Source organism: Bradyrhizobium sp. 62B, assembly GCF_030272265.2.
Taxonomy (GTDB): Bacteria; Pseudomonadota; Alphaproteobacteria; order Rhizobiales; family Xanthobacteraceae; genus Bradyrhizobium.
This window is the reverse complement of the sequence record NZ_CP092841.2, coordinates 6840121-6862326: the sequence shown is the minus strand read 5'-3', so window position 1 is coordinate 6862326 and position 22206 is coordinate 6840121. Positions and strand designations below refer to the sequence as shown.

Genomic DNA, 22206 nt, shown 5'->3' with positions numbered 1-22206 from the left:
GCGCCTGCCGTCTCCTCCCCGACCCGCGGCGGCAGGTGTGTGACGCCGTCCACATACCGGCCGGCGCCGTCGCGTCATGGTCCCTCCAGTCCTCAAGGAGAGCCCCATGTTTCTGGTCGATGCGCTGCTGATCCTGGCGATGCTGTTTTTCCTGTTCCTGCCGATCACCGATCGTCGGACGGTGCGGATGAGGCTCTGCATGCTGTGCGCGCTGCTCGCGGTGTTCTCGGTCTCGATCACCCGCACCCCCATCGTGCCGGTTCTGCTCGCGAGCATCTCCGCGCCTCCCGGAATGGTGCGCGTGCCGCATATGCATATGGACGAGCCGTCGTCGGGGTTCTCACCGCGGCGGACATCGGATATCCGATTGATCCATGGGCAAGGGAACGGGCAAGGGAACGGGCAAGGAAACCGGCAAGGAAACCTCTGACGGCGGTCGTGACGCGAGCACCGGTGCATCACCGTCCACGCACGCCTGGCTTGGCGCGATCGCGCTGATCGGCTTCATCCTGGTGGCGACCGCGCAGGCCTCCAATCAGATTCTGGCGCGCGGACTTGCCGGCTCGGTCCCGCCCTTCGCGCTCGCCTTCTTCCGCTGGAGCATCGTCGCCATCGGGCTCGCGCCGATCGCGCTCAAGGAGATCCGCGATGGCCGCGTGCCGCTGGCCGGGAACATCTGGCCCATCCTCGCTGCCGGATTCATGGGCATGTTCCTGTGCGGCGGTCCGGTCTATGCCGCGGGCGTATCGACGACGGCGATCCACATCGCGCTGATCATGGCGCTGTCGCCGATCACGGTGCTGCTGATTTCGGCCCTGCGCGGCATCGAGCATGTCGGCCCGCTGCAATGGCTCGGCACGGCGCTCGCGCTCGCGGGGGCGCTGCTGATCATCTCCGGCGGCCATCCGCAGACGCTGATCGAGCTTCAGACCGCGGCAGGCGACGGCCTCGTCGTGATCGCCATGCTCGGCTGGTCCGGCTACACGCTGCTGCAATCGCGCGCCGCGCCAAAGGCCTCGCTGCTGGCACGCATCAGCCTGTTCTCGGGCGCCGGCGCCCTGTTCTCGCTACCGCTCGCGGCCATGGAGATGTGGGCGATGCCCGCTCAGGTCTTCAGCACAAAGGCGCTTTCGGCCTATGTCTTCGCCGGGATCGTTCCCGGCCTGCTCGCCTATGCCGGCTTTGCCTGGCTCGGCGGCAAGTTCGGTTCGGTGCGGACCTCGCTCGTGCTCTATCTCGGGCCGATCGCGAGCGCGCTGCTGTCTTTCGTCATCCTCGGCGAACCGCCGAAGCTGATCCATCTCTTCGGCGGCCTGCTGATCCTGGGCGGAGTCTGGGCCAGCCTGCGCCGCTAGTTCCATCCGCACGCGTGCCGGTTCATCCGCAGGAACCATCCGGTCTCGTGAACATTCTGATGGAGGTGTTGCGGCGGGCCCGGCTCGCGCGCGCTCGCAACGTTCGCCTTTGGCGCTGGGGGAGCTGTGAGTACAGTCATAGAGAACCTGCTGTTGCGGAAGCAGAAGCTCGTGGAGCAGCTCGAAAAGGCGCCGTCGGTCGAGGATCGCGACAAGATCGAGCACCAGCTCGAGCAGATCAACACCGCGCTGGATTTCCTGGACAGGCCGGGATCGAAGGACGCGAAATAGCCGCGCTCAATCCACCTCAGATGTCTCGACCTTCAAAGCCCTGGCATAGACCAGCCCCGAATTGGTGATGTGCGTGGTCATCAACTCCTCGAAGGCGGCGAGCTCGCCGCGCGCGAACAGATCGAGCAGCTTGCGATGCTCGTCGAACGAGGTGCGGGTGCGCACGTCGATCGGCGAGGTCAGATTGGTGCGGAGCGCGGCGACGCGCCCCGAGACCAGCTGATAGGATTCGGCGAGGTAGCGGTTGCCGCAATGGGTGAACAGCGCCTCGTGAAAGGCGGCATCGGCGCGGCCATAGGCGATGTTGTCCTTGGCCGCGACCGCCGGCTCCATCGCCGCGATCGCCTCGCTCATCGCGGCGATCGCACCGTCGCGGTCGTGGCGACATGCGAGCGCGGCGGCCTTGGGTTCGAGCGCGATGCGGAAGGTGCAGAGCGCACTGATATCTTCCGCACTCGGCGTAAAGACGAAACTGCCGACCTGCGGGCGGATCACCACGAGGCCTTGCGCCTGCAATTGGCCCATGGCCTCGCGCACCGGCGTACGGCTGACGCCGAAGGAACTCGCCACCATCTCCTCTGAGATCGCGGCCCCCAGCGCGAACTCGCCGTCGATGATCGCCTGCCGCAGCCGCTGCATCACCCGCTGCGACAGCGATTTCGGCGTATCGAGCTTGAGCGAGCGCATCTGCCTGTCTCAGACCACCTTGCCGGGATTGAGCAGCTGGTCCGGATCGAGCGCCGCTTTCAGCGTCCGCATCAGCGCGATCTCGGCCTCGCTCCTGGCATGTCCCAACCATTTCTTCTTGATGGTGCCGATGCCGTGCTCGGCCGAGACGCTGCCGCCGAGCTCGCGCACCAGTCCGTAGATGATCGCGTCCATCTCTTCCTTCGGCTGCTGCTCGACGGCAAGGCCGGTGACCCAGGAGACGAGATGCAGGTTGCCGTCGCCGATATGGCCGTAATAGACGCTTTCGCAGCCCTTGATGCCGGAGGCCAACGCCGCCTTGCAGCGCGTGGCGAACTCGTCCATCCGCGCCACGGCAAGACCGATATCGTAGGAGATGTGCGGGCCCAGCACCTGGCCGAACTCGGCGCAGATGTCGCGCACGCGCCAGAAGGCCTGCGTCTGCGCCAGCGATTGCGCCACGGCGGCATCCGCCAGCAGCCCGCCCTCCATCAGCTCTTCGAGCCAGGCCTGGAAGCGCGGCGCGTCGACGCTCTCGTCGGTGCCTTGCGCTTCCACCAGCACGTAGAGGCCCTGGTTAGCTGCGACCGGCGGCTTCACGCCGGCGCGGGTCGTGATCACGTCCCAATAGTCCGGCCACATCACCTCGAAGGCCGACAGCAGTGGGCCGAGCCCGCTGCGCGCCGCGCCGAGCAGCGCGACCACCGCGGCATAATCCTTCAGCGCGCACAGCGCGGCCATGGTCGAGCGCGGCTTCGGAAACAGTTTCAGCACCACGCGGGTGATGATGCCGAGCGTGCCTTCGGAGCCGATGAAGAGGTGCTTGAGGTCATAGCCCGCATTGTTCTTCATCAGCTTGTTGAGGCTGGTGATGACGGTGCCGTCGGGCAGCACCACTTCGAGACCGAGCACCAGCTCGCGCGTCATGCCGTAGCGGATTACGCGGTTGCCGCCGGCATTGGTCGAGAGATTGCCGCCGATCGCGCAGGAGCCGCGCGAGCCGAGGTCGAGCGGGAAGAAGAAGCCGGCCTCGTCCGCGGCCTTCTGGATCGTCTCCAGCGGCGTTCCGGCCTTCACCGTCATCGTCATCGACGCCGGATCGATCTCCTCGATGCCGGTCATGCGCTCCAGCGAGATCGCGACCCAGCCGGCCTCGGGCGAGGCGCCGCGGCACAGTCCGGTCAGTCCGCCCTGCGGCACGAACGGCAGATGCGCCTGCCGGCATGTCGCAATCGCATCGGCCACGCCTTGCGCGTCCACGGGGCGGATCACCGCCAGCGGCGTCTGCGGCAGGCTCGCGCTCCAGTCGTTGCAATTGCGCGCCGGCACGTCGGTGCCGATCAACACGGCGGCCGCGCCGAGCTTGTCGCGCAAGGCGCCGAGCAATTGGTCGGGTCGCCCGATGGGGGTCACCATGTTCATGCGAGACCTCCTCAATATTTGGCTGCGCCCATGCGCGCCGTGACGCCGGAAAGAGTTTGCGCGTGTCTTGTATGTAAGGTACAAGATGAAAAGTAAAGCAAAAACAAGGCCCGGCACAGCTCCGTAAGATCGTTAGAGATCAGAGGCTTAGGTCGGATCGAAACAAAGGGCAGTGTGATGACCGAGGCAATTCGCGGGTTCTGGGTGGCATCGGCGACGCCGTTGGCGTCCGACGGCAGCGTGGATTCGGCAAAGCTCGCGGCCCACGCCAGGCAGCTGTTCGGCAAGGGCGTCGACGGCGTCGTGCTGTTCGGCACCACGGGCGAGGGCACCTCCTTCAATGTCAGCGAGCGCATCGCGACCATCGAGGCCGTGCTCAAGGCCGGCATTGCGCCGGAGCGCATCGGCATCGGCGGCGGCTTTCCCGCCATCACCGACAGCATCGCCCTGACGCGCGCCGTGCTCGGCCTCGGCTTGCGTCACGTGCTGGTGCTGCCGCCCTATTTCGACCGCAGCGTCACGCCTGAAGGCATCGAGGATGTCTTTGCTGCGATCATCGACGGCGTCGCCGACGATCGGTTGCGCGCCTATCTCTATCACATCCCGCAGACGTCGGGCGTTGCGATCCCCACGACTGTCGCTGCTAGCTTGCGCAAGCGTTACGGCAAGGTGGTCGCGGGTCTGAAAGACTCCAGCGGCGACTTCAAGCAGTTCCAGGCATTCCGTGCTGCAGCTCCCGAGCTCGCCATCACCGTCGGCAACGAAGCCGATATCGCCCGCGCGATTGCCGCAGGCGGGGCCGGCACCATTTGCGGCATGGCCAATGTCGTGCCCGAGCTCGTCAAGGGAATGGTCGAGGGCAAGGATGTCGAAGCGCGGATGCAGGCTGCGATCGACGTCGTGCTGAAGACGGCCTCCTTCACTGCGACGTTGAAGGCGATCCTCGCGGCGCAGACCGGCGATGCCGCCTGGCTGCGCGTGCGCCCGCCGCTGCGCGCGTCGTCCGACGGTGCTGCGTTGAAGCGCAAGATCGACGAGTTGACGGCGCCCGCCACCGCGTAAAGGCGCAAAAATTCCGCCACACGCTGCTTCGCAAATTCGCGCGCAGCGTGCCGCCCTTGCTGCGGCATCAATCGGTGATTGCCATTCGGCGTGGATTTACGCTTAGAACGATTCAACACTAGAGCGATTCAAATCCGTCTACGGTTCTCTTCAATCGAGACGACTGTTACACGCGCACACTTCAATGTTCCTGAATTGAAGTGGAATGAAAGTGCGTGCCTCCGTGGATGGCCTGCATCTCGGCAGCCATCGTCTTCGCGCCGGCGAGAGCCGCGCAGGTCTTCTCATCGGTGCAGCGGTGCTGCTCGCATCTCCCCTCAACACGACGGCTGCGCAGGCCCAATCGGCGCTGCCGCCCGTCACGGTGGACGCGCCGGCGCCGCGGCCGAAACCGGCGCGCGCTTCGGATCAGTCTTCCCGCCGCACGCAGACTGCGGCGCGGCGCCAGTCGAATCGCAATCCTGCACCTGCTACGCCGACGCTCTCGGAGCGCGCCGCCGCGGACGCAGCCGCACAGCAGGCCGCCAAGCTCGGATACCGCGCGATGCCGAGCGCCACGACTTTGCGCAGCGGCGCCTCGCCGCTCGACACATCGCAGGCGGTCAACGTCGTGCCCGAGCAGGTGCTGAAGGACCAGCTGCCGCGCAACATCGACGACGCGCTCATCAACGTCTCCGGCATTACCCAGACCAATACGCTTGCGGGCAGCCAGGACGCCGTGATCCGCCGCGGCTTCGGCGACAACCGCGACGGCTCGATCATGCGCAACGGCATGCCGCTGGTGCAAGGCCGCAGCTTCAATCCCGCGGTCGAGAGCGTCGAGGTGCTGAAAGGGCCGGCGTCGCTGCTCTACGGCATCATGGATCCCGGCGGCATCGTCAACACCATCAGCAAGCGGCCCGAGCTCTACCAGCACGGCTCGGTCACGCTGCTCGGCTCGGCCTTCAGCGCTTCCAAGACCGGCGCCGACGGCCTGCTCGACGTCACCGGTCCGATCGGTGACCAGGGCCTCGCCTATCGTTTCATCGGCTACGGTGTCAGCGAAGATTATTGGCGCAATTTCGGCCGGCACCGCGAGCTGCTGGTGGCGCCGTCGCTGGCCTGGTACGGCCAGGACACCACGGTGCAGCTCAACTACGAGCATCGCGAGTTTATCTACCCATTCGATCGCGGCACGGCGTTCAATCCAGTGACCAAGACGCCGCTGGCCGTGCCTGCGACGCGACGGCTGGATGAACCCTTCAACAATACCTGGGGCACATCCGACCTGATGCAGGCATCTGTCGAGCACCGTTTCAACCAGGATTGGAAGCTCTACGCCGGCTACAGCTACAACACGGAGACCTTCAGCGCCAACCAGCTTCGCATCACCAATATTGACTTCACGACCGGCAGGGAGACGCGCAGCAACGATGGCACGGGAAGTTCGCTCAGCAACGTCAGCTACGGAACGTCCTATGTTTCCGGCAGCTTCTGGCTCGGCGACATGCGCAACGAGCTGGTGTTCGGCGGTGACGGGCAATATCGCACGATCTATCGCGACACCCTGATCCGGCAGACGACGCCCGCCTTCAATGTCTACAATCCCGTCTACGGGCTGATCGGACCAGGCACCACGGCGTCGAACTCCGACAGCGCGCAGACCGACAAGCTCGGCCAATGGTCGCTGTTTGCCCAGGACACCCTGCATCTGACCGAACGCTTCGCGCTGGTCGGCGGCATGCGTTACATGGACTACGATCAGATCGCGGGTCGCGGAAAGCCGTTCAACACCAATACCAACGTGTCCCAGGACAAGGTGCTGCCGCTCGGCGGCGCCATCTTCAAGCTGACCGACCAGATCTCGCTCTATGCGAGCTACACTCAATCGCTGAAGCCGAACTCGACCATTGCGCCGATCGGCGTGGTGATCGATTCCAACGTCCCTCCGGAAGAGGGCGTGTCATACGAGGCCGGTGTCAAGTTCGATCTGAACAAGCGCATCTCCGGCACGCTGGCGCTCTATGATCTCGACAAGATGAACGTGCAGACGACGAAGACGAACAGCGCGGGTATCGTCGAGCTCCACACCGTCGGGCGTGCGCGTTCGCGCGGCGTCGAGCTGGACGTCACCGGCAGGCTCACCGACAGCTGGGCCCTGATCGGCAGCTATGGCTATACGGATGCCCGCGTGACGGCGTCGGAAGATCCGACGCTGTATGGCAAGAAGCTGCAAAACGTCGCCTTGAACACCGCATCGCTCTATCTGGTCTACGACTTCGGCACCGCATTGCCCGGCCAGCTCCGCCTCGGCGGCGGCGCGCGCTATGTCGGCGACCGTCCAGGAGATTCCATCAACTCCTTCTTTCTGCCGTCCTATGTCGCCGCCGATATCTTCGCGACCTATGAGACGAAATATCAGAACACGCCTGTCATCTATCAGTTCAACGTCAAGAACCTGTTCGACACTGTCTACTATCCCTCAGCGGTCAACAATCTCAACGTCGCCATCGGCGATGCCAGGCGCGTCTCGCTGTCGGCGACGGTGAAGTTCTAGCCATGGCGGCGCGGCTGGGACACACGGTCAAGGCGGTCCTGTTTCAGGTCCACTCCGTCGCGGGCCTGGTCCTGGCGCTGCTGGTGTCCCTGATCGCGCTGACCGGCGCGATCATGAGTTTCGAGGACGAGATCGTCGATCATCTCAACGCCGGCATCATGCAGGTCACGCCGCGTCAGGCGCCGGCCTTGACGCCGGACGCGCTGGTGGCGCGGCTGAAGGCGGCGCAGGACCTCGGCAAGGTCTCGGCCGTCACGCTGTCGAGCGATCCGTCGGCGGCGGTCCATGTCCGCTTTGCGCGTGACGACCGGGGCGACCGGCCGACCTCGCTCTATGTCGATCCCATCGATGCGCGGGTGCTGGGCTCACCGCGCGGCGAGGCGTTCTTCGCGACGGTGCGCCGGCTGCATCGCTGGCTGCTGCTTCCCGGCGACGGCAAGGGCTGGGGACGTCCGATCACCGGCAGCATCGCGCTCGGCCTGATCGTCATGCTCGTCTCGGGCCTCGTGCTGCGCTGGCCGCGTCGCGCGGGCAGCGTGAAGATGTGGCTGAAGCCGAATCTCGGGCTGGGCGGCCGCGGCCTGCACCGGTCACTGCACACGGTGATCGGGACCTGGGTGCTGCCGGTCTATCTGACGATGGCGCTCACCGGGCTGTATTTCTCCTTCGAATGGTACAAGGACGGCGTGACCTGGCTGCTGGCGCGTCCACACGTCACCGCCGCGAAGATGCCCGCAAAGCCGCCGCCTGGCCGTGCCGAGCCTGCATCGCTGATCGGATTCGATCAGGCCTGGATGACGTTCCAGCGCGAGGAGGGCGACCGGTTCTCCCGGGCCTTGCTGACGCTGCCGGCGGGATCGGGCACGGCGATCCGCATCCGCTCGTGGGGCAAGGCGTCGCTGCTGGAGACCACGCGCGATGAATTCCGCATCGACGCCATCACCGGGCAACTGGTCTCCGCGGAGCGCTATGCCGACAAGACCTTCGGCGAGACGATCATCGCGGCCATCTACGACATCCATCGCGGTGCAATCCTGGGCTGGCCCGGCAAGCTCGCCTTCATGATCGCCGCGATCATGATGCCGTTGTTCTCGGTCACGGGCGTCCTGCTCTATCTGTCGCGCCGCAAGCTGCGCCGTCCGGCGCCGCCACCGCTCGGGCGGCTCGTTCCCGGCGAGTGAAGCTCAAGCGGGCCGGCGACAGCACGAAGGCAGATATTCCGTGCCGAGGTCGAGACAATCCCGGACTCGCTCATTGCCGACTAACAAGCTCTTGTCTGAACCGTCGCAGGATGGTTCGATCCCGCTTCCATCTTAAAGTGTCGGGAGGCTTCTGCGGCAATGTCTGAACGAGACGACCTTGAGGAAACGGCGCTACCTGCAGTGCTCGTCAGACGCAGCGATTTGCCCGTACCGCTGGCTCACCCCGCGCGAAGTTTCTTCGGTGGACTTCCCAAATTACCACCACACCTCGACTGGCCCGTGGCGGAAGTCAGGGCCGACGAAGCCTTGGAGATCGTTGCGCTGACATTCGTGGCTCAGATCGACTTGGCTGAAGTGCCTGGAACCGGCTGGTCGCCGCTCCCGCCCCGCGGCACGCTCTATTTTTTCTGCAGCTCCGTCTTTGTCGGCGAAGGACATCCGCCGTGCCGCGTCCTCTATAGCCCGGCCCACGGAGGGGCATATGCCGACCGCGCTCCACCGCCAAATCTGATGCCGCTGGCAGGGACCAATGGCGATCGTCAGGTCAGATGGCTCAATCCCGATCTCGATCTTCATTCCAAGGTCGAGTTTAAATATCCAATTTCATTCCTGCCGTTCCGCGACTTCTACTTCCACCAGGATGCCGTCGGAGGCGAACTCATGATCAAGGAATTATGCAAGGCGCTGGGTCCGGGCGAGCCGCCAGAGAATGATCTGCTTCAATTCCGAAGCGTGACCACATACGAAAAGGACGAGGACTGGCCTTTTAACTGGCTCCTGGTCACTCACGTGGTTCGGTCGGTTTTGTCCTACGTCCAGCGCGATCTGAAGTTCGGATACTTCGGCAAGCCGCTCGCCGACGAAGCAACCGTAGAGTTGAAGCGTCTTCGCACCAGTGCGATCGGATGGCTCGAGCGGTGCCGGGCGCTGACCCCGATGGATGATGTCGATCCAAACACGAAGGCGACCTTCAGATCGTGGTGGATCGACGTTGTGGGGGCCTACGAGAGAATGGACGGGCAGGTGCGCACGTATGCGGGTGAAATCGTGGACGACCTCGGCAATGCCATCAACCACACGATCCGAAGCATGGCGACCTCTGATGTCGACGCACCAGACGAAGCTCCTCTCAGCTACGTTGCGAATCTGGAGCGGCAGAATCTCTGGACGACCCCCAGCGTAGAGGACGGGCAACGCCGCCATTTCAGAACAGCGATTCATCAGATGCTGGGATATGGCAGCGGACCTCAGGATGCGACGGAGGAGCATCTGGAGGACATGTTGCTGCTTCAGATCAAGGGTGATCCGGCCTTCTTCAATTGGCACTCGGATATCGGCGGCGTGCTTCATTTTTGGATTGACCGCGATGCGCTTGCTCAACGCGACTTCTCGCACGTCGTTGCCACTTACGAATGCGATTAACTTGATCTCGACGCTTGTATCGCGTGCGCTAATATCGCTGGCCAATGCCGCCGCAATGGTCCAAAAGCTCACGGCTCTTCCCTCAAGGTTCACGCCATGAAGCTCCCGACCGTCGCCCCCGCCGATATCCGCCGCGCGCTGCTGCTGCGCGAAGAAATCGCGCTGCTCGATCTCAGATACGAGGCGGGCTTTGCGACCGGGCATCCTCTGTTCGCCGCCAACATGGCTGCCGACCGGATCGCGATCGAGGCCGAGACGAGGCTGCCGCGCAAGGACGTGGCGATCGTACTGTATGACGACGGTGAGGGGCTGGTCGCGCGAGGTGCCGAGCAGCTTGCCGCGCTGCGTTATACCAACATCAGCGCGCTCGAGGGCGGGCTGAAGGCCTGGCGCGCGGCGGGCTATGAGGTCTTCGAGGACGTCAACTCCTATTCAAAAGCGTTCGGCGAGCTGGTCGAGTCGCGCAGGCACACGCCGTCGCTCAGTGCCGACGAGGTGGCCAAGCTGATCGCGGACAAGGCTGACATCGCCATCCTCGACGTTCGCCGCTTCGAGGAATACGCGACCATGAACATTCCGGGCTCGGTCAGCGTGCCCGGCGCGGAGCTGGTGCTGCGGGCAGGGCAGGCCGCGCCCGATCCTGACACCACCATCATCGTCAATTGCGCCGGCCGCACCCGCTCCATCATCGGCACCCAGTCGCTGATCAATGCCGGCGTGCCCAACAAAGTGCGGGCGCTGCGCAACGGCACCATCGGCTGGACATTGGCGCGGCACACGCTCGACCACGGCGCCGACAGGCGCGGCGAGATCGGACCGTTCGAGGGCGGTCCGGCCAATGCGCGCGATGTCGCCTATCGCGCCGGCGTGCGCCACATCGGCGCCAGCGAGATGGCCGCGCTTGCCGCGCAGACCGGCCGCACGCTGTACCGCTTCGACGTGCGCGATGCGGAAGAATATGCGGCCGGCCATCTGCCGGGCTTCCGCCACTATCCGGGGGGCCAGCTCGTGCAGGAAACCGACATGGCCGCGCCCGTGCGCGGCGCGCGCATCGTCCTGACCGACGACAGGAGCGTCCGCGCCGACATGACGGCGTCGTGGCTGGCGCAGATGGGCTGGGAGGTCTATGTGCTCGAAGGCGGCTATGACAGCGCGCTCGAGCTCGGCGCGCCGCGCGTGCTGCCCAAGCCCGATCCGGCCAACCGCTACCGCCGTCCCTACGAAGGTACCGACGTCGCGGAGAAAGCGATGCAGGCCTATCTCGATTGGGAATATGGCCTCGTCGAGCAGCTGCGTCTTGACGGGACGCATGGGTTTTATGTGATTTGACGGCGAGCGAAACGACCACGGCGCACTGATATGTCCGCGCTGGTGGGATGCCAAGCGCATCTCGCGTTCCGCCATCTTCTTCCCGTATCCGACACCTATTGTGCTGCGCATCGTCGGCGGTCTATGTGCTCAGCCAAAGCTCATCATCCACGGAGACATCATGTCAGCCCCAGGCCAAAGCCCTGAGCGGAGCGCGAAGGCACTGTTGCTCGAAGGCGTCAATGATAGCGCTGTCGACCTTTTCAGGAGTGCGGGCTTCGCCAATGTCGAGCGGCTGACCAAGGCGCTGGACGGCGAGGATCTGCGCAAGGCGCTCAAAGGCGTGTCGCTGCTCGGCATCCGCTCGCGCACCCAGATCACCGACGAGGTGCTCGCCGCCGCCGACGGGCTGCTCGCGGTCGGCTGCTTCAGCGTCGGCACCAACCAGGTTGATCTTGCGGCGGCACGCAAGCGCGGCATTCCCGTGTTCAACGCGCCGTTCTCCAACACGCGCAGCGTCGCCGAGCTCGTGATTGGCGAGATCGTGATGCTGCTGCGGCGCATCTTCCCGCGCTCGGTGTCGGCTCATGACGGCGGCTGGGACAAGTCGGCGACCGGCAGCCGCGAGGTGCGAGGCCGCACCCTCGGCATCGTCGGCTACGGCAATATCGGCTCGCAGCTCTCGACGCTGGCGGAAGCGATCGGCATGCGCGTGATCTATTTCGACCGCACCGACAAGCTCCGCCACGGCAACACCGAGCCGGTCGAGCGGCTGGACGAGCTGCTGGCGCAGAGCGATGTCGTCAGCCTGCACGTGCCGGAGACGCCGGAGACCGCGGGCATGATCGGCGAGAAGGAGCTGCGGGCGATGAAGCCGGGCTCGTTCCTGATCAACAACAGCCGCGGCACCGTGGTCGATCTCGACGCGCTGGCGCGTGCCCTGCGCGACGGTCATCTCGCCGGCGCCGCCATCGACGTGTTTCCGGTCGAGCCGTCCTCGAACGCGGACCGCTTCAAGAGCCCGGTGCAGGGCCTCGAGAACGTCATCCTCACCCCGCATATCGGCGGCTCCACCGAAGAGGCCCAGGAGCGTATCGGTGGGGAAGTCGCGCGAAAACTGGTCGACTATTTCATCACGGGCTCGACCATGGGCGCGGTGAATTTTCCGGAGGTGCAGCTGCATCTGCGGCCCTCCGGCGCGCGCTTCAGTCACGTCCATCGCAACGTGCCCGGCATGCTGCGCCGGCTCAACGAGGTCTTCCTGCAGCGCGACATCAACATCGCCGCGCAATATCTGGAGACGGCGGGCGACCTCGGCTACGTCGTGCTCGATGCCGATCTCGGTGGCCAGGATTCCGCCGCGCTGCTCCAGCAGATCCGCGGCCTCGACGGCACGGTCGGCGCGCGGCTGGTGTTCGAGCACTAGCGTCCATTGACGGCTGCCCGGAGGTCGCATTGAATGCGGCCTCTGGCGGACTGAATAAGACACAAGGGATGGAAACGATGACGCTCACAACAGCGAAGCTGTGCGCATGGCTCGTGGGCGCTGCGGCCGCCCTGAGCGCGAACGCGGTGGTCGCCGCCACCCTGGCGGAGAATGCAGAAACAGTCTGCAAGGGCCTCAACGGCGGCACTGACGCCGTGAAGGTCGATTCCGCAACGCTGCAAGCACCGTCGCCGCTCGCTGTTGCCGAACGCGGGCCGACGCCGTCGGGGCGCGTTACGCCGGCCAGTCCCGCCTTCTGCAAGGTGCTCGGCCATATCGACCCCGTCGACCCTAAGGCGCCGCCGATCAAGTTTCAGGTCAACCTTCCCGTCGAGTGGAACGGGCGCTCGCTGCAATATGGCGGCGGCGGATTCAACGGCGTGCTGATCACCGGCCTTGCGCTGCCGCCGGCCTATCCGTTCGACAGACCGTCGCCGCTGGCGCGCGGCTTCGTCACCTACGGCACGGATTCGGGCCATGAGACCAAGCAAGGCGAACTGCCGCAGGTCTTTGCGCTCAATGACGAGGCGTTCGAGAACTTTGCCCATCGCGCCTACAAGCGGGTGCGCGACGCGGCTGTCGGGCTGATGGAGCGTGCTTACGGCAAGAAGCCCGACAAGATGTATTTCATGGGCTCGTCCGAGGGCGGCCGCGAAGGCCTCACCATGGCACAGCGTTACCCCGACGATTTCGACGGCATCTTCGCCCGCGTGCCCGTGATCAACTGGGTCGGCCTGCAGCACGCCGGCACGCGCTCGGGTCTCGTCACCATGGGCGCAGGCTGGATCAACCCGGCGCAGGTGAAGCTCGTCGGCGAGGCCGTGCGGGCGGCGTGCGACAAGGCCGACGGCTCCGACGATGCGCTGGTGCAGGATCCCGTCGGCTGCAAGGCCGCGTTCAAGGCCGAGACGCTGCGCTGCGCGGACGGAAAGACGGGCGATCAGTGTCTCACCGATGCGCAGATCAAGGCGATCGAGATCTTGCACGGACCTTACAAATTCCCGTTCGCGCTCGCCAATGGCCTCGACGACTATCCGGGTTGGGGCGTCTCGGGCGAGGACACGCCGGCGATCGGGCCGACCGGCGGCTGGACCGCGTGGTGGCTCGGCACCGCGCCGCCGGCCCAGCCGCCCGCGCCCAACAACGGCATCGCCTGGATCTACGGCGCCGGCGGCATCCAATATGTGTTCGCGCGCGATCCCAAGCTCGACGTCACGACCTACAAGGTGGAGGAGCACAAGGCGCGGCTGCTCGAAGTGTCGAAGCTGATGGATTCGACCGATCCCGATCTCAGCCGCTTCCGCGCGCGCGGCGGCCGGCTGATCATGCTCGAGCACATGGCCGATTATGCCCAGAGCCCCTATGCCGGCATCCGCTATTTCGAGAGCGTCGAGCGCAAGCTCGGCAAGGCCGAGACCGCCGAATTCGCGCGGCTCTACACCGCGCCCGGCGTCGACCATGTCGGCTCCGGCGCGCCGGCCAATGTCGACATGCTCAGCGTGCTGGTCGACTGGGTCGAGAAGGGCAAGGCACCCGGCGATCTCGAAGTCAGCGAGCAGAAAGTCGAGGCGCCGTCCTTCGCAGTGACCCGGGCGCTGCCGCTGTGCCGCTGGCCGGCCTGGCCGCACTACAAGTCGGGATCGGTGACCGAGGCGGCGAGCTTCACCTGCGCGCCGTAGTCAAACGGTTCGTTTGACAACCACCTCGCGCCCGGCTAAGTATTTCGCATGCGAAATAAAGCGGCTGGCGCGCGGCATCATCGGCTGATTTACCTGCTCAACGTCGCACAACGCCGCCTGCAACGCTGGATGGCTGCGCAGCCGGACAACGAAGTGACGCCGGCTCAAGCCGGACTGCTGTTCATCCTCGGCAAGCAGGACGGCGTCCTGATGGGCGAGGCGGGCGCGGCGCTCGACATGGGTCCGGCCGGCATTTCCGGCCTCGTCGACCGCACGGAGGCTGCGAAGCTGATCGAGCGACGGGTCGATCGCGAAGACGGACGCGCGTGGCGCATCTTTCTGACGCCGAAGGGACGCACCGCGCTGGCGCAGGCGAAAGCCGGCGCAGAGCAGGTCAACGCGGCGCTGACGGAGGGATTTACGGCGGCCGAGATCGACATCGTCGCGCGCTGGCTGACCAGCATTCAGGACAAGTTTCCAAGATCTTCAGAAACACGACATTCAGACCAAGGAGCAGATCAATGACCGAGCATGTCCGGATCGAAACCAATAACGGAATCCTCACCCTCACGCTGGCGCGGCCCGACAAGAAGAACGCGCTGACCGATGCGATGTACGGCAAGCTCGCCGACGCCATCGAAGCCGCCGAGAGCGACGCATCGGCCCGCGTGATCCTGATCCGCGGCGAAGGCGACATGTTCACCGCCGGCAACGACGTCGGCGAATTTGCCGCGGTCGCAGCCGGCAAGTCCGAAGGCAGCCGCAATGTCGTCCGCTTCATCCAGTCGCTGGCGCGCTGCACGAGGCCGCTGATGGCGGCGGTGCAGGGCCGCGCCGTCGGCGTCGGCACCACGATGCTGCTGCACTGCGACCTCGTGGTGCTCGCCGACAACGCGCAATTGTCGACGCCCTTCGTCAGCCTCGCGCTGGTGCCGGAAGCGGCGTCCAGCTTGCTGATGCCCGCGCGCATCGGCCATGCCCGTGCCTATGAGATGTTCGCGCTCGGCGAAACGGTGCCGGCGCAGGCCGCGCTGCAATGGGGCCTCGCCAACCGTGTGGTCCCGCTCGACAAGCTCGATGCCGAGGCGCTCGCGCTCGCCCAGCGCCTGGCCCGCCAGCCGGCCGGCGCTCTCACCGCCACCAAGCGCCTGATGCGCAACGGCGAGGCGCTGGTCACGCAGATGCAGGCCGAAGGCGAGCAGTTCGGCCAGCGCCTGCGCACCGCCGAAGCGCGCGAGGCGTTCACGGCCTTCGCCGAGCGCCGTCCGCCCGATTTCACCAAGGTCGCGTGAACGGCGGCCTGGCAGGCCGGCGATTAACATTTGATACAAGTTTAACGGAACTTTGGGATGTGCCGGTGCAGGGTGACCACTCGCGGAGAGTAGGTCCCCTGGCCATGTCAATCTTTAAGAAATCGGTAAGCAAGCTACTTCTTGTTCTGATGGCGCTTTTGGCCGTCGGCGCGCTGACCAGCACCGCGATCCAGATGTTCGGCGCGTTCGGCCGCTACAGCGACAGTCTGGAGACGGAACGGCTTGCGAATGCGGACAAGGCGATCTTCCACGGCGTGCTTGCTTTGCGTAACAATCGCGGTGATGCGCAGAGCGCGCTGCTCGGCGAGGATGATCCGCGTGCCAAGCTCGGTGCGGCCGAGAAAGCCGAGCAGGCCGGCTATGATTCCATCGTTGGAGCGCTCTCAACCGTCGAGTTCGCCCGCCGCGACGAACTCGCAAGCACGCTGAAGCAGCGCTGGAGCGAGGCCGCCCCGAAGTTCCAGCTGTTCTACGACGAGGCGAAGCTGCCGCGTCCCGAGCGTAAGATCGATCGGACCAATTCCTGGTACGATGCCGTCACGAAGGTCATCGACACCGCCAACCTTGCTTCCACCGCGGTGTCGAACCGTGCCTGGATGAACGATCCCTATATCGCGCGCATGATTCAGGTCCGCCGTTTCGCCTGGCAGGTCCGCGATCGCTACGGCATCCATTGCTCGTCCCTTCGCTCGAACGTCAACAGCAGCAAGCCGCTTGATGACGCCCAGAAGCGGTCGGTGGCGCAATGGGACGGCACCATCACGTCCGGCTGGGCAGGCATGGCCGAGTTGCTGGCTGCGCCCGACGCGCCGGCGGAACTGGTCAAGGCGGCGACGGACGCGAAGGCCAAGACCGACGGCGTTCTCAAGCAGATCAACGATCTCACGCGGAATTTCGACGGCAGCGGCAAGTCGGCGATGCCGCCTGCGGAATGGAACACGCTGTGCCAGTCGCCCTTCGCGTCCATCGTCGCGGTCGCCAACACGGCGCTCGACCAGTCGATCGCGCGTGCGGAAGCCGTTCAGACCAAGGCCCTCACCAATCTCATCGTGCAGTCGTTCGCGTTCCTGCTCGCGCTGGCCGTGACCCTGGCCGGCGTGTTCGTAGTGCGCACGCGCCTGATGCGCCCGGTGCGCGCCATCCTCGACGCCATCGCCCGCATCAGCGCGCACGATTATGCGACGCCGGTGCCGCAATCCCGGCATCCCGACGAGTTCGGCACCATGGCCGCCGCGCTCGAAAGCCTGCGCGAGAGCGCGGCGACTGCCGAGCGTCTGGGCCATGAGCGCCAATCGCAGCAGGCGCTGCAGCTCGCCCGCTCCGGCACCGTCGATTCCGCATGCCGCAGCTTCGACGATACGGTTCAGGCTGTGATCCAAAGTGTTGCGGCCTCGACGCGGGAGCTCGATGCCACCGCGACCGGCGTGCGCTCGCTGGTGTCGCAATCGAGCAGCCAGACCGCCGCGGTCTCCTCCGCCGCCGAGCAGGCCACCAACAACCTGGAGACCATCGCGGCGGCGACCGAAGAACTCTCCGCGTCCGTCGGCGAGATCTCGGCGCAGGTGCAGGCCAGCGCCCGCGAGGCCCGTGAAGCCGTATCGCAGGCCGAGCAGACCAACGCGACGGTCGAAATCCTCGACCAGACCGCAAGCCGCATCGGCGAGGTCGTGAAGATGATCAACGCCATCGCCGGTCAGACCAACCTTCTGGCCTTGAACGCCACCATCGAGGCCGCGCGTGCGGGCGAGGCCGGCCGCGGTTTCGCCGTGGTCGCCGGCGAGGTCAAGAGCCTCGCCTCCCAGACCGCGACCGCGACGGAAGAGATCTCGCGCCAAGTCGCGGAGATCCAGGGCGCGACGGGCCAGGCGGTCGCAGCCATCCGTTCGATCGGCGGCGCCATCGGCGGCATCGACGAGAAGATGACGGCGATTGCCGCCGCCGTCGAGCAGCAGCGCGCGGCGACCACCGAGATCTCGCGCAACTTCCAGCAGGCCGCGCAAGGCACCCGCGAGGTCACCGACACCATCGGCAGCGTCGCCAGGCTCAACCAGGAGACCGGCAACGCCGGCACGGTGTTGTCGGAATCCGTCAAGAAAATGTCGGCCGACGCCGATCGTCTTCGCGTCGCGGTCGAGGGCTTCCTGGGCGCGGTGAAGACCGCATAGTTCCGCCTCATCCTTCCATCCTGACGTCGTGCGTTCGGCATTGCCGCCGATCCGCGCGGCGGGTACATCTGTGCCGCCGCATCACATTTGCGGCGACAGACGTAAGACATCAGGGATGGAGAGTTCGATGCCGGTCACCCCACACAAGGCCCAGCGCCCCTATCGCGGCGTGTTTCCGGTCGCGCCCACCATCTTCGACGAGCGCGGCGAGCTCGATCTCGAGGGCCAGCGCCGCTGCATCGATTTCATGATCGACGCCGGCTCGAACGGCATCTGCATCCTCGCCAATTTCTCCGAGCAGTTCGTGCTCACCGATGCCGAGCGCGAGACCGTGATGCATGCGGTTCTGGAGCATGTCGCGGGCCGGGTTCCCGTGATCGTCACCACCACCCATTTCAGCTCGGCCGTCTGCGCCGCGCGCAGCAAGCAGGCCGAAGCGGCGGGCGCCGCCATGGTGATGGTGATGCCGCCCTATCACGGCGCCACTTTCCGCGTGCCCGAGAAAGGCATCGTCGAATTCTTCAAGGTGCTCTCGGGCGCGATCGACATTCCCATCATGATCCAGGACGCACCGGTGGCCGGCACGCCGCTGTCGGTCGAGCTGCTGGCGCGGCTGGCGCGCGACTTCTCCAACATCCGCTACTTCAAGATCGAGGTGCCCTTCGCCGCCGCCAAGCTGCGCAGCCTGATCGAGGCGGGCGGCAAGGACATCGAGGGCCCATGGGACGGCGAGGAGGCGATCACGCTGCTCGCCGATCTCGACGCCGGCGCCACCGGCGCGATGACCGGCGGCGGCTATCCCGACGGCATCCGCCAGATCGTCGATCCCTCTTTCGCCGGTGACCGCGAGAAGGCGAAGGCGGCCTATGAACGCTGGCTGCCGTTGATCAATTACGAGAACCGTCAATGCGGCCTGATTGCCTGCAAGGTCATGATGCAGGCCGGCGGCGTGATCAAATCGGACGCCGTGCGCCACCCGCTGCAGCCGCTGCATCCGGCGACAAGGGCGGGATTGCTGGAGCTGGCGAAGGAGCGCGATGCGCTGGCCTTGCGGTGGGGGAAGTAACGCCGCAGATCCCGCTGTCGTAGGGTGGGCAAAGCGACTTGTCCGCCGTAGCTCGCAGAGCGAAGGCGGAAGCGTGCCCACCACCTGTTGCCATCGAGAAAGACCGTGGGCACGGCGCTGCGCGCCTTTGCCCACCCTACGAAAGCCAAATGCGCCGCGCCAACTGGGCTAACGTGCCAGCGTCCACTCGCCGACGATTGGAAACCGGGCCCTTGCGTCGTCCTGCGTAGATCCGCATTTCGACCCGAGGGCGTCGAATTAGCGCGGTTCGACCAGTTTCCCCCGGCACGGCGATGACATATTGTACGTTCGCCAACCGGCCCGGAGCATCTCAAGACATCGCGTAACACCTCTTCATTATGCCGTTATCCCGAGCCAGGTTGGAGCGAACCGACAGAACAGGGAGGCAGTGCCATGACGATGAGGCCCGATCCCACCTTTCACGCATCGCCCAAGCTTGCGATGGAAGCACCTGCGGAGAACTTTGCCTACACGTTGCTGCTCAGTCCGGACTTCTCGAAGCCGGATGCTCTCGCGGTCATCGACGTCAAGCCGGGATCGCCGACCTATGGCCAGATCGTCCACACCGTGACGATGCCGAACAAGGGCGATGAGTTTCATCACTTCGGCTGGAATGCGTGCTCCTCCGCCTTGTCGCCGCTCGCCGGACATGCCTTCATCGAGCGGCGCTATCTCATCATTCCCGGGCTGCGTTCGTCGCGCATCTACATCATCGATACCAAGCCCGATCCGACCCAAGCCAAGATCCATAAGATCATCGAACCGGAAGAAGTCTTCAAGAAGACCGGTTACTCGCGGCCGCATACCATCCATTGCGGGCCGGACGGCATTTACGTCAGCACGCTGGGCGGCGGTGGCAAGGACGGCACCAACGGTCCTCCCGGTGTCTTCATCATGGATTGCGAGACGTTCGAGGTCCTGGGACGATGGGAGATCGACCGCGGTCCGCAGACGCTGCACTATGATTTCTGGTGGAATCTGCCGCGCGACTACATGGTGACGAGCGAATGGGCCTTGCCGCCGCAGTTCGAGAACGGGATCGTCCCGGAAGATCTGCTTGCGAACAAATATGGTCATCGTCTGCACTTCTGGGACCTTCGCGCCCGTCGCAACGTCCAGACCATCGACCTCGGTGCCAATCATCAGATGGCCCTGGAGGTGCGGCCGGCGCACGATCCGGTTCGCGAGTACGGCTTCGTCGGCGTCGTGGTCGACACCACGAATCTCGAAGCATCGATCTGGACCTGGTGGCGAGAAGGCGGGAAATTCCATGCGGAGAAGACGGCGACGATCCCACCCGAGCCCGCGCCAAAGGAGCAGCTCCCGCCGCTGCTTCAGGGGTTTGGCGCCGTGCCGCCGCTGGTGACCGACATCGATCTGTCGATGGACGATCGGTTTCTCTATGTCTCGTGCTGGGGTACGGGCGAAATGCGCCAGTACGACGTCAGTGATCCGCGCAAACCGAAGCTTGCGGGCTCCGTCCATATCGGCGGTATCGCGCGCCGCACCCCCCATCCGAATGGCAAGGCCTTTGCGGCGGGCCCGCAAATGGTCGAGATCAGCCGTGACGGCAAGCGCGTCTATTGGACCAATTCGCTCTATTCCACCTGGGACGACCAGTTCTATCCCGACGGCGTTCCGGGCGTGGAAGTCATGGCCAATGTCGGTCGCAACGGGGGCCTCGAGCTCGACAAGGATTATTTCGTGAGCTTCCCCGACGGATATCGTGCGCACCAGATCAGGCTCGAGGGCGGCGACTGTTCGACCGACTCCTTTTGCTACCCGTCGGTCTAGATGGGAACCATGCGAACCCGGCGCTCGGCTGGCTGTGGCTCGCGCTTGCTGCGAGCGGTCTCTACCACGGGATCAATCCGGGCATGGGATGGCCGCTCGCCGTGTCTGCCGGGCTCATGGACAAGAGCCCGCGCGCGCTCTTCCGTGCATTGTGGGCCTTGGCGGCCGGGCATCTCCTGGCAACATTTCTCGTGCTGCTGCCATTCGCGTTCCTGCTCGTGCTGGCCGAGTGGCAACGTCCGATCCAGATCGGTGCGAGCCTTCTCGTCATCGGCTTCGGCGTCTATCGGCTGATCGACCGGCGCCATCCGCGCGCGCTGGCACGAATTCCGCCGACGCAATTGGCGCTCTGGTCATTTGCCGTGGCCATTGCCCACGGCGCCGCCCTGATGCTCGTGCCGATCTATCTCGGGCTCTGCCGGGCCTTCGAGCTCGATGCCGGCCACGAGGCGGCGGGCGAGCTGATGAAGGCAAATCTCGGGATGGCGGTGCTGGTGTCCGTGGTGCACGTTGCCGCCATGGTCAGCGCCGGCGGGTGTCTGGCGTGGCTGGTCTACCGTTATCTAGGGTTGAGGTTCGTCTCGCGAAGCTGGTTCAATCTTGACGCAGTCTGGGCGACCAGCCTCGTCCTGGTTGGCGCGGTGGCGCTCGCCTTCAATCTCGTGAGCTGGCGCTGAGGTCCACTCGCGCCAATCGCCACTCGCCGATGATGCGAAACCGCGCTGTCGCGTCATCCTGCCTGAACAGCGCGATGCGGTCGATCTCGAGCTTCTCGATCTTCAGCGCTGCAAACCGCGCTCGCAGCATCTGAAGGATCGGCCCGCGCCGTTCCGCATCCAACCGCCCGGTCAGCGTCATGTGGAAGCGGAAGTCTTGCATCACGTAAGGGTAGCCCCAGCGGTCGAGATGGTCGCGCTGCCGTTCGTTCAGCTTGTCGGGTCTGCGCCGCGCGCGGTCTTCCGCCGTCAGCTCGGCGCGAAAGGAATCGAATTCGCGGACGCAATCGGCGGCGAGCTGCTGCAGCGCATCGACCGGCTCGGCCGGAATGACGGCGATGAAGCCGCTGATGGCATCCACGACCGGCCGGATCAGGGGGAGGGGCCGCGCCTTGCCGGCGAACGCCGCGCAGGCGGCCATCAGCTCGGCTTCGGTCTTGCCTGATGCCAGCGCCATCGGAGCCTTCAGCGTGCCGTGGAAGCCGTATTTGCGGGGATCGGCGCTGACGTCCCGCCAGTCCGGCACGACGCGCACTGCGTCCGTGGGAAAGGCCAGTTCGCTGCCGGTATAGGCATCATAGCCGAGCAACTGGGCGCCGAAGCGGGAGAGGGCGCTATCGCTGCCGGCGGCAAAATAGATCGCGTAGCGGGGAAAACCTGTCATTGCCTCAGCATAACCAA

The 22206-nt window shown here is 65.2% G+C and carries 19 protein-coding genes; 16 read left to right on the top strand and 3 right to left on the bottom strand.

Annotated elements, in window-relative coordinates; genetic code table 11:
- Nucleotides 1-106 precede the first annotated feature (106 nt).
- The 3 genes from ML401_RS32920 to ML401_RS32910 all read left to right on the top strand — a co-directional run bounded on the left by ML401_RS32920 (nt 107) and on the right by ML401_RS32910 (nt 1646).
- Nucleotides 107-430: a hypothetical protein gene (locus ML401_RS32920; protein ID WP_285808216.1), complete on the top strand. Its 324-nt coding sequence runs from the start codon at nt 107-109 to the stop codon at nt 428-430.
- Nucleotides 375-1355 carry a DMT family transporter gene (locus ML401_RS32915; RefSeq protein WP_285808214.1) on the top strand — a complete coding sequence of 327 codons (981 nt, stop codon included), beginning with the start codon at nt 375-377 and terminating at the stop codon, nt 1353-1355. Before ML401_RS32920 ends, ML401_RS32915 begins: the two co-directional genes overlap by 56 nt.
- 126 nt (nt 1356-1481) lie before the next feature.
- Nucleotides 1482-1646 carry a hypothetical protein gene (locus tag ML401_RS32910; protein WP_198172788.1) on the top strand — a complete coding sequence of 55 codons (165 nt, stop codon included), beginning with the start codon at nt 1482-1484 and terminating at the stop codon, nt 1644-1646.
- 6 nt (nt 1647-1652) lie between these two features.
- Here the strand turns inward: ML401_RS32910 and ML401_RS32905 are convergent, their stop codons facing one another.
- Both ML401_RS32905 and ML401_RS32900 read right to left on the bottom strand, forming a co-directional pair.
- A complete protein-coding gene (locus ML401_RS32905) occupies nt 1653-2333 on the bottom strand; it encodes a GntR family transcriptional regulator (RefSeq protein WP_259217858.1) in 681 nt (226 codons plus the stop codon).
- A gap of 9 nt (nt 2334-2342) precedes the next feature.
- Complete coding sequence (locus ML401_RS32900; RefSeq protein WP_285808209.1) at nt 2343-3755, bottom strand: FAD-binding oxidoreductase; 1413 nt, start codon at nt 3753-3755, stop codon at nt 2343-2345.
- A 177-nt stretch (nt 3756-3932) separates the two neighbouring features.
- On the opposite strand from ML401_RS32900, the gene ML401_RS32895 reads away from it, so the two are divergent.
- From ML401_RS32895 to ML401_RS32835, 13 genes are all read left to right on the top strand, one after another.
- Nucleotides 3933-4817 (top strand): dihydrodipicolinate synthase family protein, encoded by an 885-nt coding sequence (locus ML401_RS32895; RefSeq protein WP_285808207.1) that lies wholly within the window; start codon nt 3933-3935, stop codon nt 4815-4817.
- Between the two features lie 205 nt (nt 4818-5022).
- Nucleotides 5023-7353 carry a TonB-dependent siderophore receptor gene (locus tag ML401_RS32890; protein ID WP_285808205.1) on the top strand — a complete coding sequence of 777 codons (2331 nt, stop codon included), beginning with the start codon at nt 5023-5025 and terminating at the stop codon, nt 7351-7353.
- A gap of 2 nt (nt 7354-7355) precedes the next feature.
- Entirely contained in the window at nt 7356-8534 is a 1179-nt protein-coding gene (locus tag ML401_RS32885; RefSeq protein ID WP_285808203.1) for a PepSY domain-containing protein, read from the top strand.
- A 159-nt stretch (nt 8535-8693) separates the two neighbouring features.
- Nucleotides 8694-9977 carry a DUF1963 domain-containing protein gene (locus ML401_RS32880; RefSeq protein WP_285808201.1) on the top strand — a complete coding sequence of 428 codons (1284 nt, stop codon included), beginning with the start codon at nt 8694-8696 and terminating at the stop codon, nt 9975-9977.
- 96 nt (nt 9978-10073) lie between these two features.
- On the top strand, nt 10074-11306 hold the full coding sequence (locus ML401_RS32875) for a rhodanese-like domain-containing protein (protein WP_285808199.1): 1233 nt from the start codon (nt 10074-10076) through the stop codon (nt 11304-11306).
- Between the two features lie 160 nt (nt 11307-11466).
- Nucleotides 11467-12711 (top strand): phosphoglycerate dehydrogenase, encoded by a 1245-nt coding sequence (serA, locus tag ML401_RS32870; protein ID WP_285808197.1) that lies wholly within the window; start codon nt 11467-11469, stop codon nt 12709-12711.
- Nucleotides 12712-12779: 68 nt separating this feature from the next.
- Nucleotides 12780-14450, top strand: a complete 1671-nt coding sequence (locus tag ML401_RS32865) for a tannase/feruloyl esterase family alpha/beta hydrolase (RefSeq protein WP_285808196.1) — start codon at nt 12780-12782, stop codon at nt 14448-14450.
- Nucleotides 14451-14498: 48 nt separating this feature from the next.
- Nucleotides 14499-14975: a MarR family winged helix-turn-helix transcriptional regulator gene (locus ML401_RS32860; protein WP_211415660.1), complete on the top strand. Its 477-nt coding sequence runs from the start codon at nt 14499-14501 to the stop codon at nt 14973-14975.
- Entirely contained in the window at nt 14972-15742 is a 771-nt protein-coding gene (locus ML401_RS32855) for an enoyl-CoA hydratase (protein WP_285808192.1), read from the top strand. Before ML401_RS32860 ends, ML401_RS32855 begins: the two co-directional genes overlap by 4 nt.
- Before the next feature lie 104 nt (nt 15743-15846).
- Nucleotides 15847-17928, top strand: a complete 2082-nt coding sequence (locus ML401_RS32850; RefSeq protein ID WP_285808190.1) for a methyl-accepting chemotaxis protein — start codon at nt 15847-15849, stop codon at nt 17926-17928.
- Between the two features lie 127 nt (nt 17929-18055).
- On the top strand, nt 18056-18994 hold the full coding sequence (locus tag ML401_RS32845; protein WP_285808188.1) for a dihydrodipicolinate synthase family protein: 939 nt from the start codon (nt 18056-18058) through the stop codon (nt 18992-18994).
- A 414-nt stretch (nt 18995-19408) separates the two neighbouring features.
- Nucleotides 19409-20809 (top strand): selenium-binding protein SBP56-related protein, encoded by a 1401-nt coding sequence (locus ML401_RS32840; protein ID WP_211415664.1) that lies wholly within the window; start codon nt 19409-19411, stop codon nt 20807-20809.
- A gap of 83 nt (nt 20810-20892) precedes the next feature.
- Entirely contained in the window at nt 20893-21486 is a 594-nt protein-coding gene (locus ML401_RS32835; RefSeq protein WP_249156566.1) for a hypothetical protein, read from the top strand.
- On the opposite strand, the gene ML401_RS32830 is transcribed toward ML401_RS32835, so the two are convergent.
- Nucleotides 21464-22189: a DUF1045 domain-containing protein gene (locus ML401_RS32830; RefSeq protein WP_285808183.1), complete on the bottom strand. Its 726-nt coding sequence runs from the start codon at nt 22187-22189 to the stop codon at nt 21464-21466. The two genes, ML401_RS32835 and ML401_RS32830, sit on opposite strands and share 23 nt — an antisense overlap.
- Nucleotides 22190-22206: the final 17 nt, after the last annotated feature.

Bases quoted from the DNA above. Each gene is read 5' to 3' on its own strand.
- ML401_RS32860 (WP_211415660.1), top strand. From the start codon at position 14,499: ATGCGAAATAAAGCGGCTGGCGCGCGGCATCATCGGCTGATTTACCTG.
- ML401_RS32900 (WP_285808209.1), bottom strand. From the start codon at position 3,755: ATGAACATGGTGACCCCCATCGGGCGACCCGACCAATTGCTCGGCGCC.
- ML401_RS32835 (WP_249156566.1), top strand. From the start codon at position 20,893: ATGGGATGGCCGCTCGCCGTGTCTGCCGGGCTCATGGACAAGAGCCCG.
- ML401_RS32865 (WP_285808196.1), top strand. From the start codon at position 12,780: ATGGAAACGATGACGCTCACAACAGCGAAGCTGTGCGCATGGCTCGTG.
- ML401_RS32850 (WP_285808190.1), top strand. From the start codon at position 15,847: ATGTCAATCTTTAAGAAATCGGTAAGCAAGCTACTTCTTGTTCTGATG.
- serA (WP_285808197.1), top strand. From the start codon at position 11,467: ATGTCAGCCCCAGGCCAAAGCCCTGAGCGGAGCGCGAAGGCACTGTTG.
- ML401_RS32855 (WP_285808192.1), top strand. From the start codon at position 14,972: ATGACCGAGCATGTCCGGATCGAAACCAATAACGGAATCCTCACCCTC.
- ML401_RS32840 (WP_211415664.1), top strand. From the start codon at position 19,409: ATGACGATGAGGCCCGATCCCACCTTTCACGCATCGCCCAAGCTTGCG.
- ML401_RS32845 (WP_285808188.1), top strand. From the start codon at position 18,056: ATGCCGGTCACCCCACACAAGGCCCAGCGCCCCTATCGCGGCGTGTTT.
- ML401_RS32905 (WP_259217858.1), bottom strand. From the start codon at position 2,333: ATGCGCTCGCTCAAGCTCGATACGCCGAAATCGCTGTCGCAGCGGGTG.
- ML401_RS32880 (WP_285808201.1), top strand. From the start codon at position 8,694: ATGTCTGAACGAGACGACCTTGAGGAAACGGCGCTACCTGCAGTGCTC.
- ML401_RS32915 (WP_285808214.1), top strand. From the start codon at position 375: ATGGGCAAGGGAACGGGCAAGGGAACGGGCAAGGAAACCGGCAAGGAA.
- ML401_RS32885 (WP_285808203.1), top strand. From the start codon at position 7,356: ATGGCGGCGCGGCTGGGACACACGGTCAAGGCGGTCCTGTTTCAGGTC.
- ML401_RS32920 (WP_285808216.1), top strand. From the start codon at position 107: ATGTTTCTGGTCGATGCGCTGCTGATCCTGGCGATGCTGTTTTTCCTG.
- ML401_RS32890 (WP_285808205.1), top strand. From the start codon at position 5,023: ATGAAAGTGCGTGCCTCCGTGGATGGCCTGCATCTCGGCAGCCATCGT.
- ML401_RS32895 (WP_285808207.1), top strand. From the start codon at position 3,933: ATGACCGAGGCAATTCGCGGGTTCTGGGTGGCATCGGCGACGCCGTTG.
- ML401_RS32875 (WP_285808199.1), top strand. From the start codon at position 10,074: ATGAAGCTCCCGACCGTCGCCCCCGCCGATATCCGCCGCGCGCTGCTG.
- ML401_RS32830 (WP_285808183.1), bottom strand. From the start codon at position 22,189: ATGACAGGTTTTCCCCGCTACGCGATCTATTTTGCCGCCGGCAGCGAT.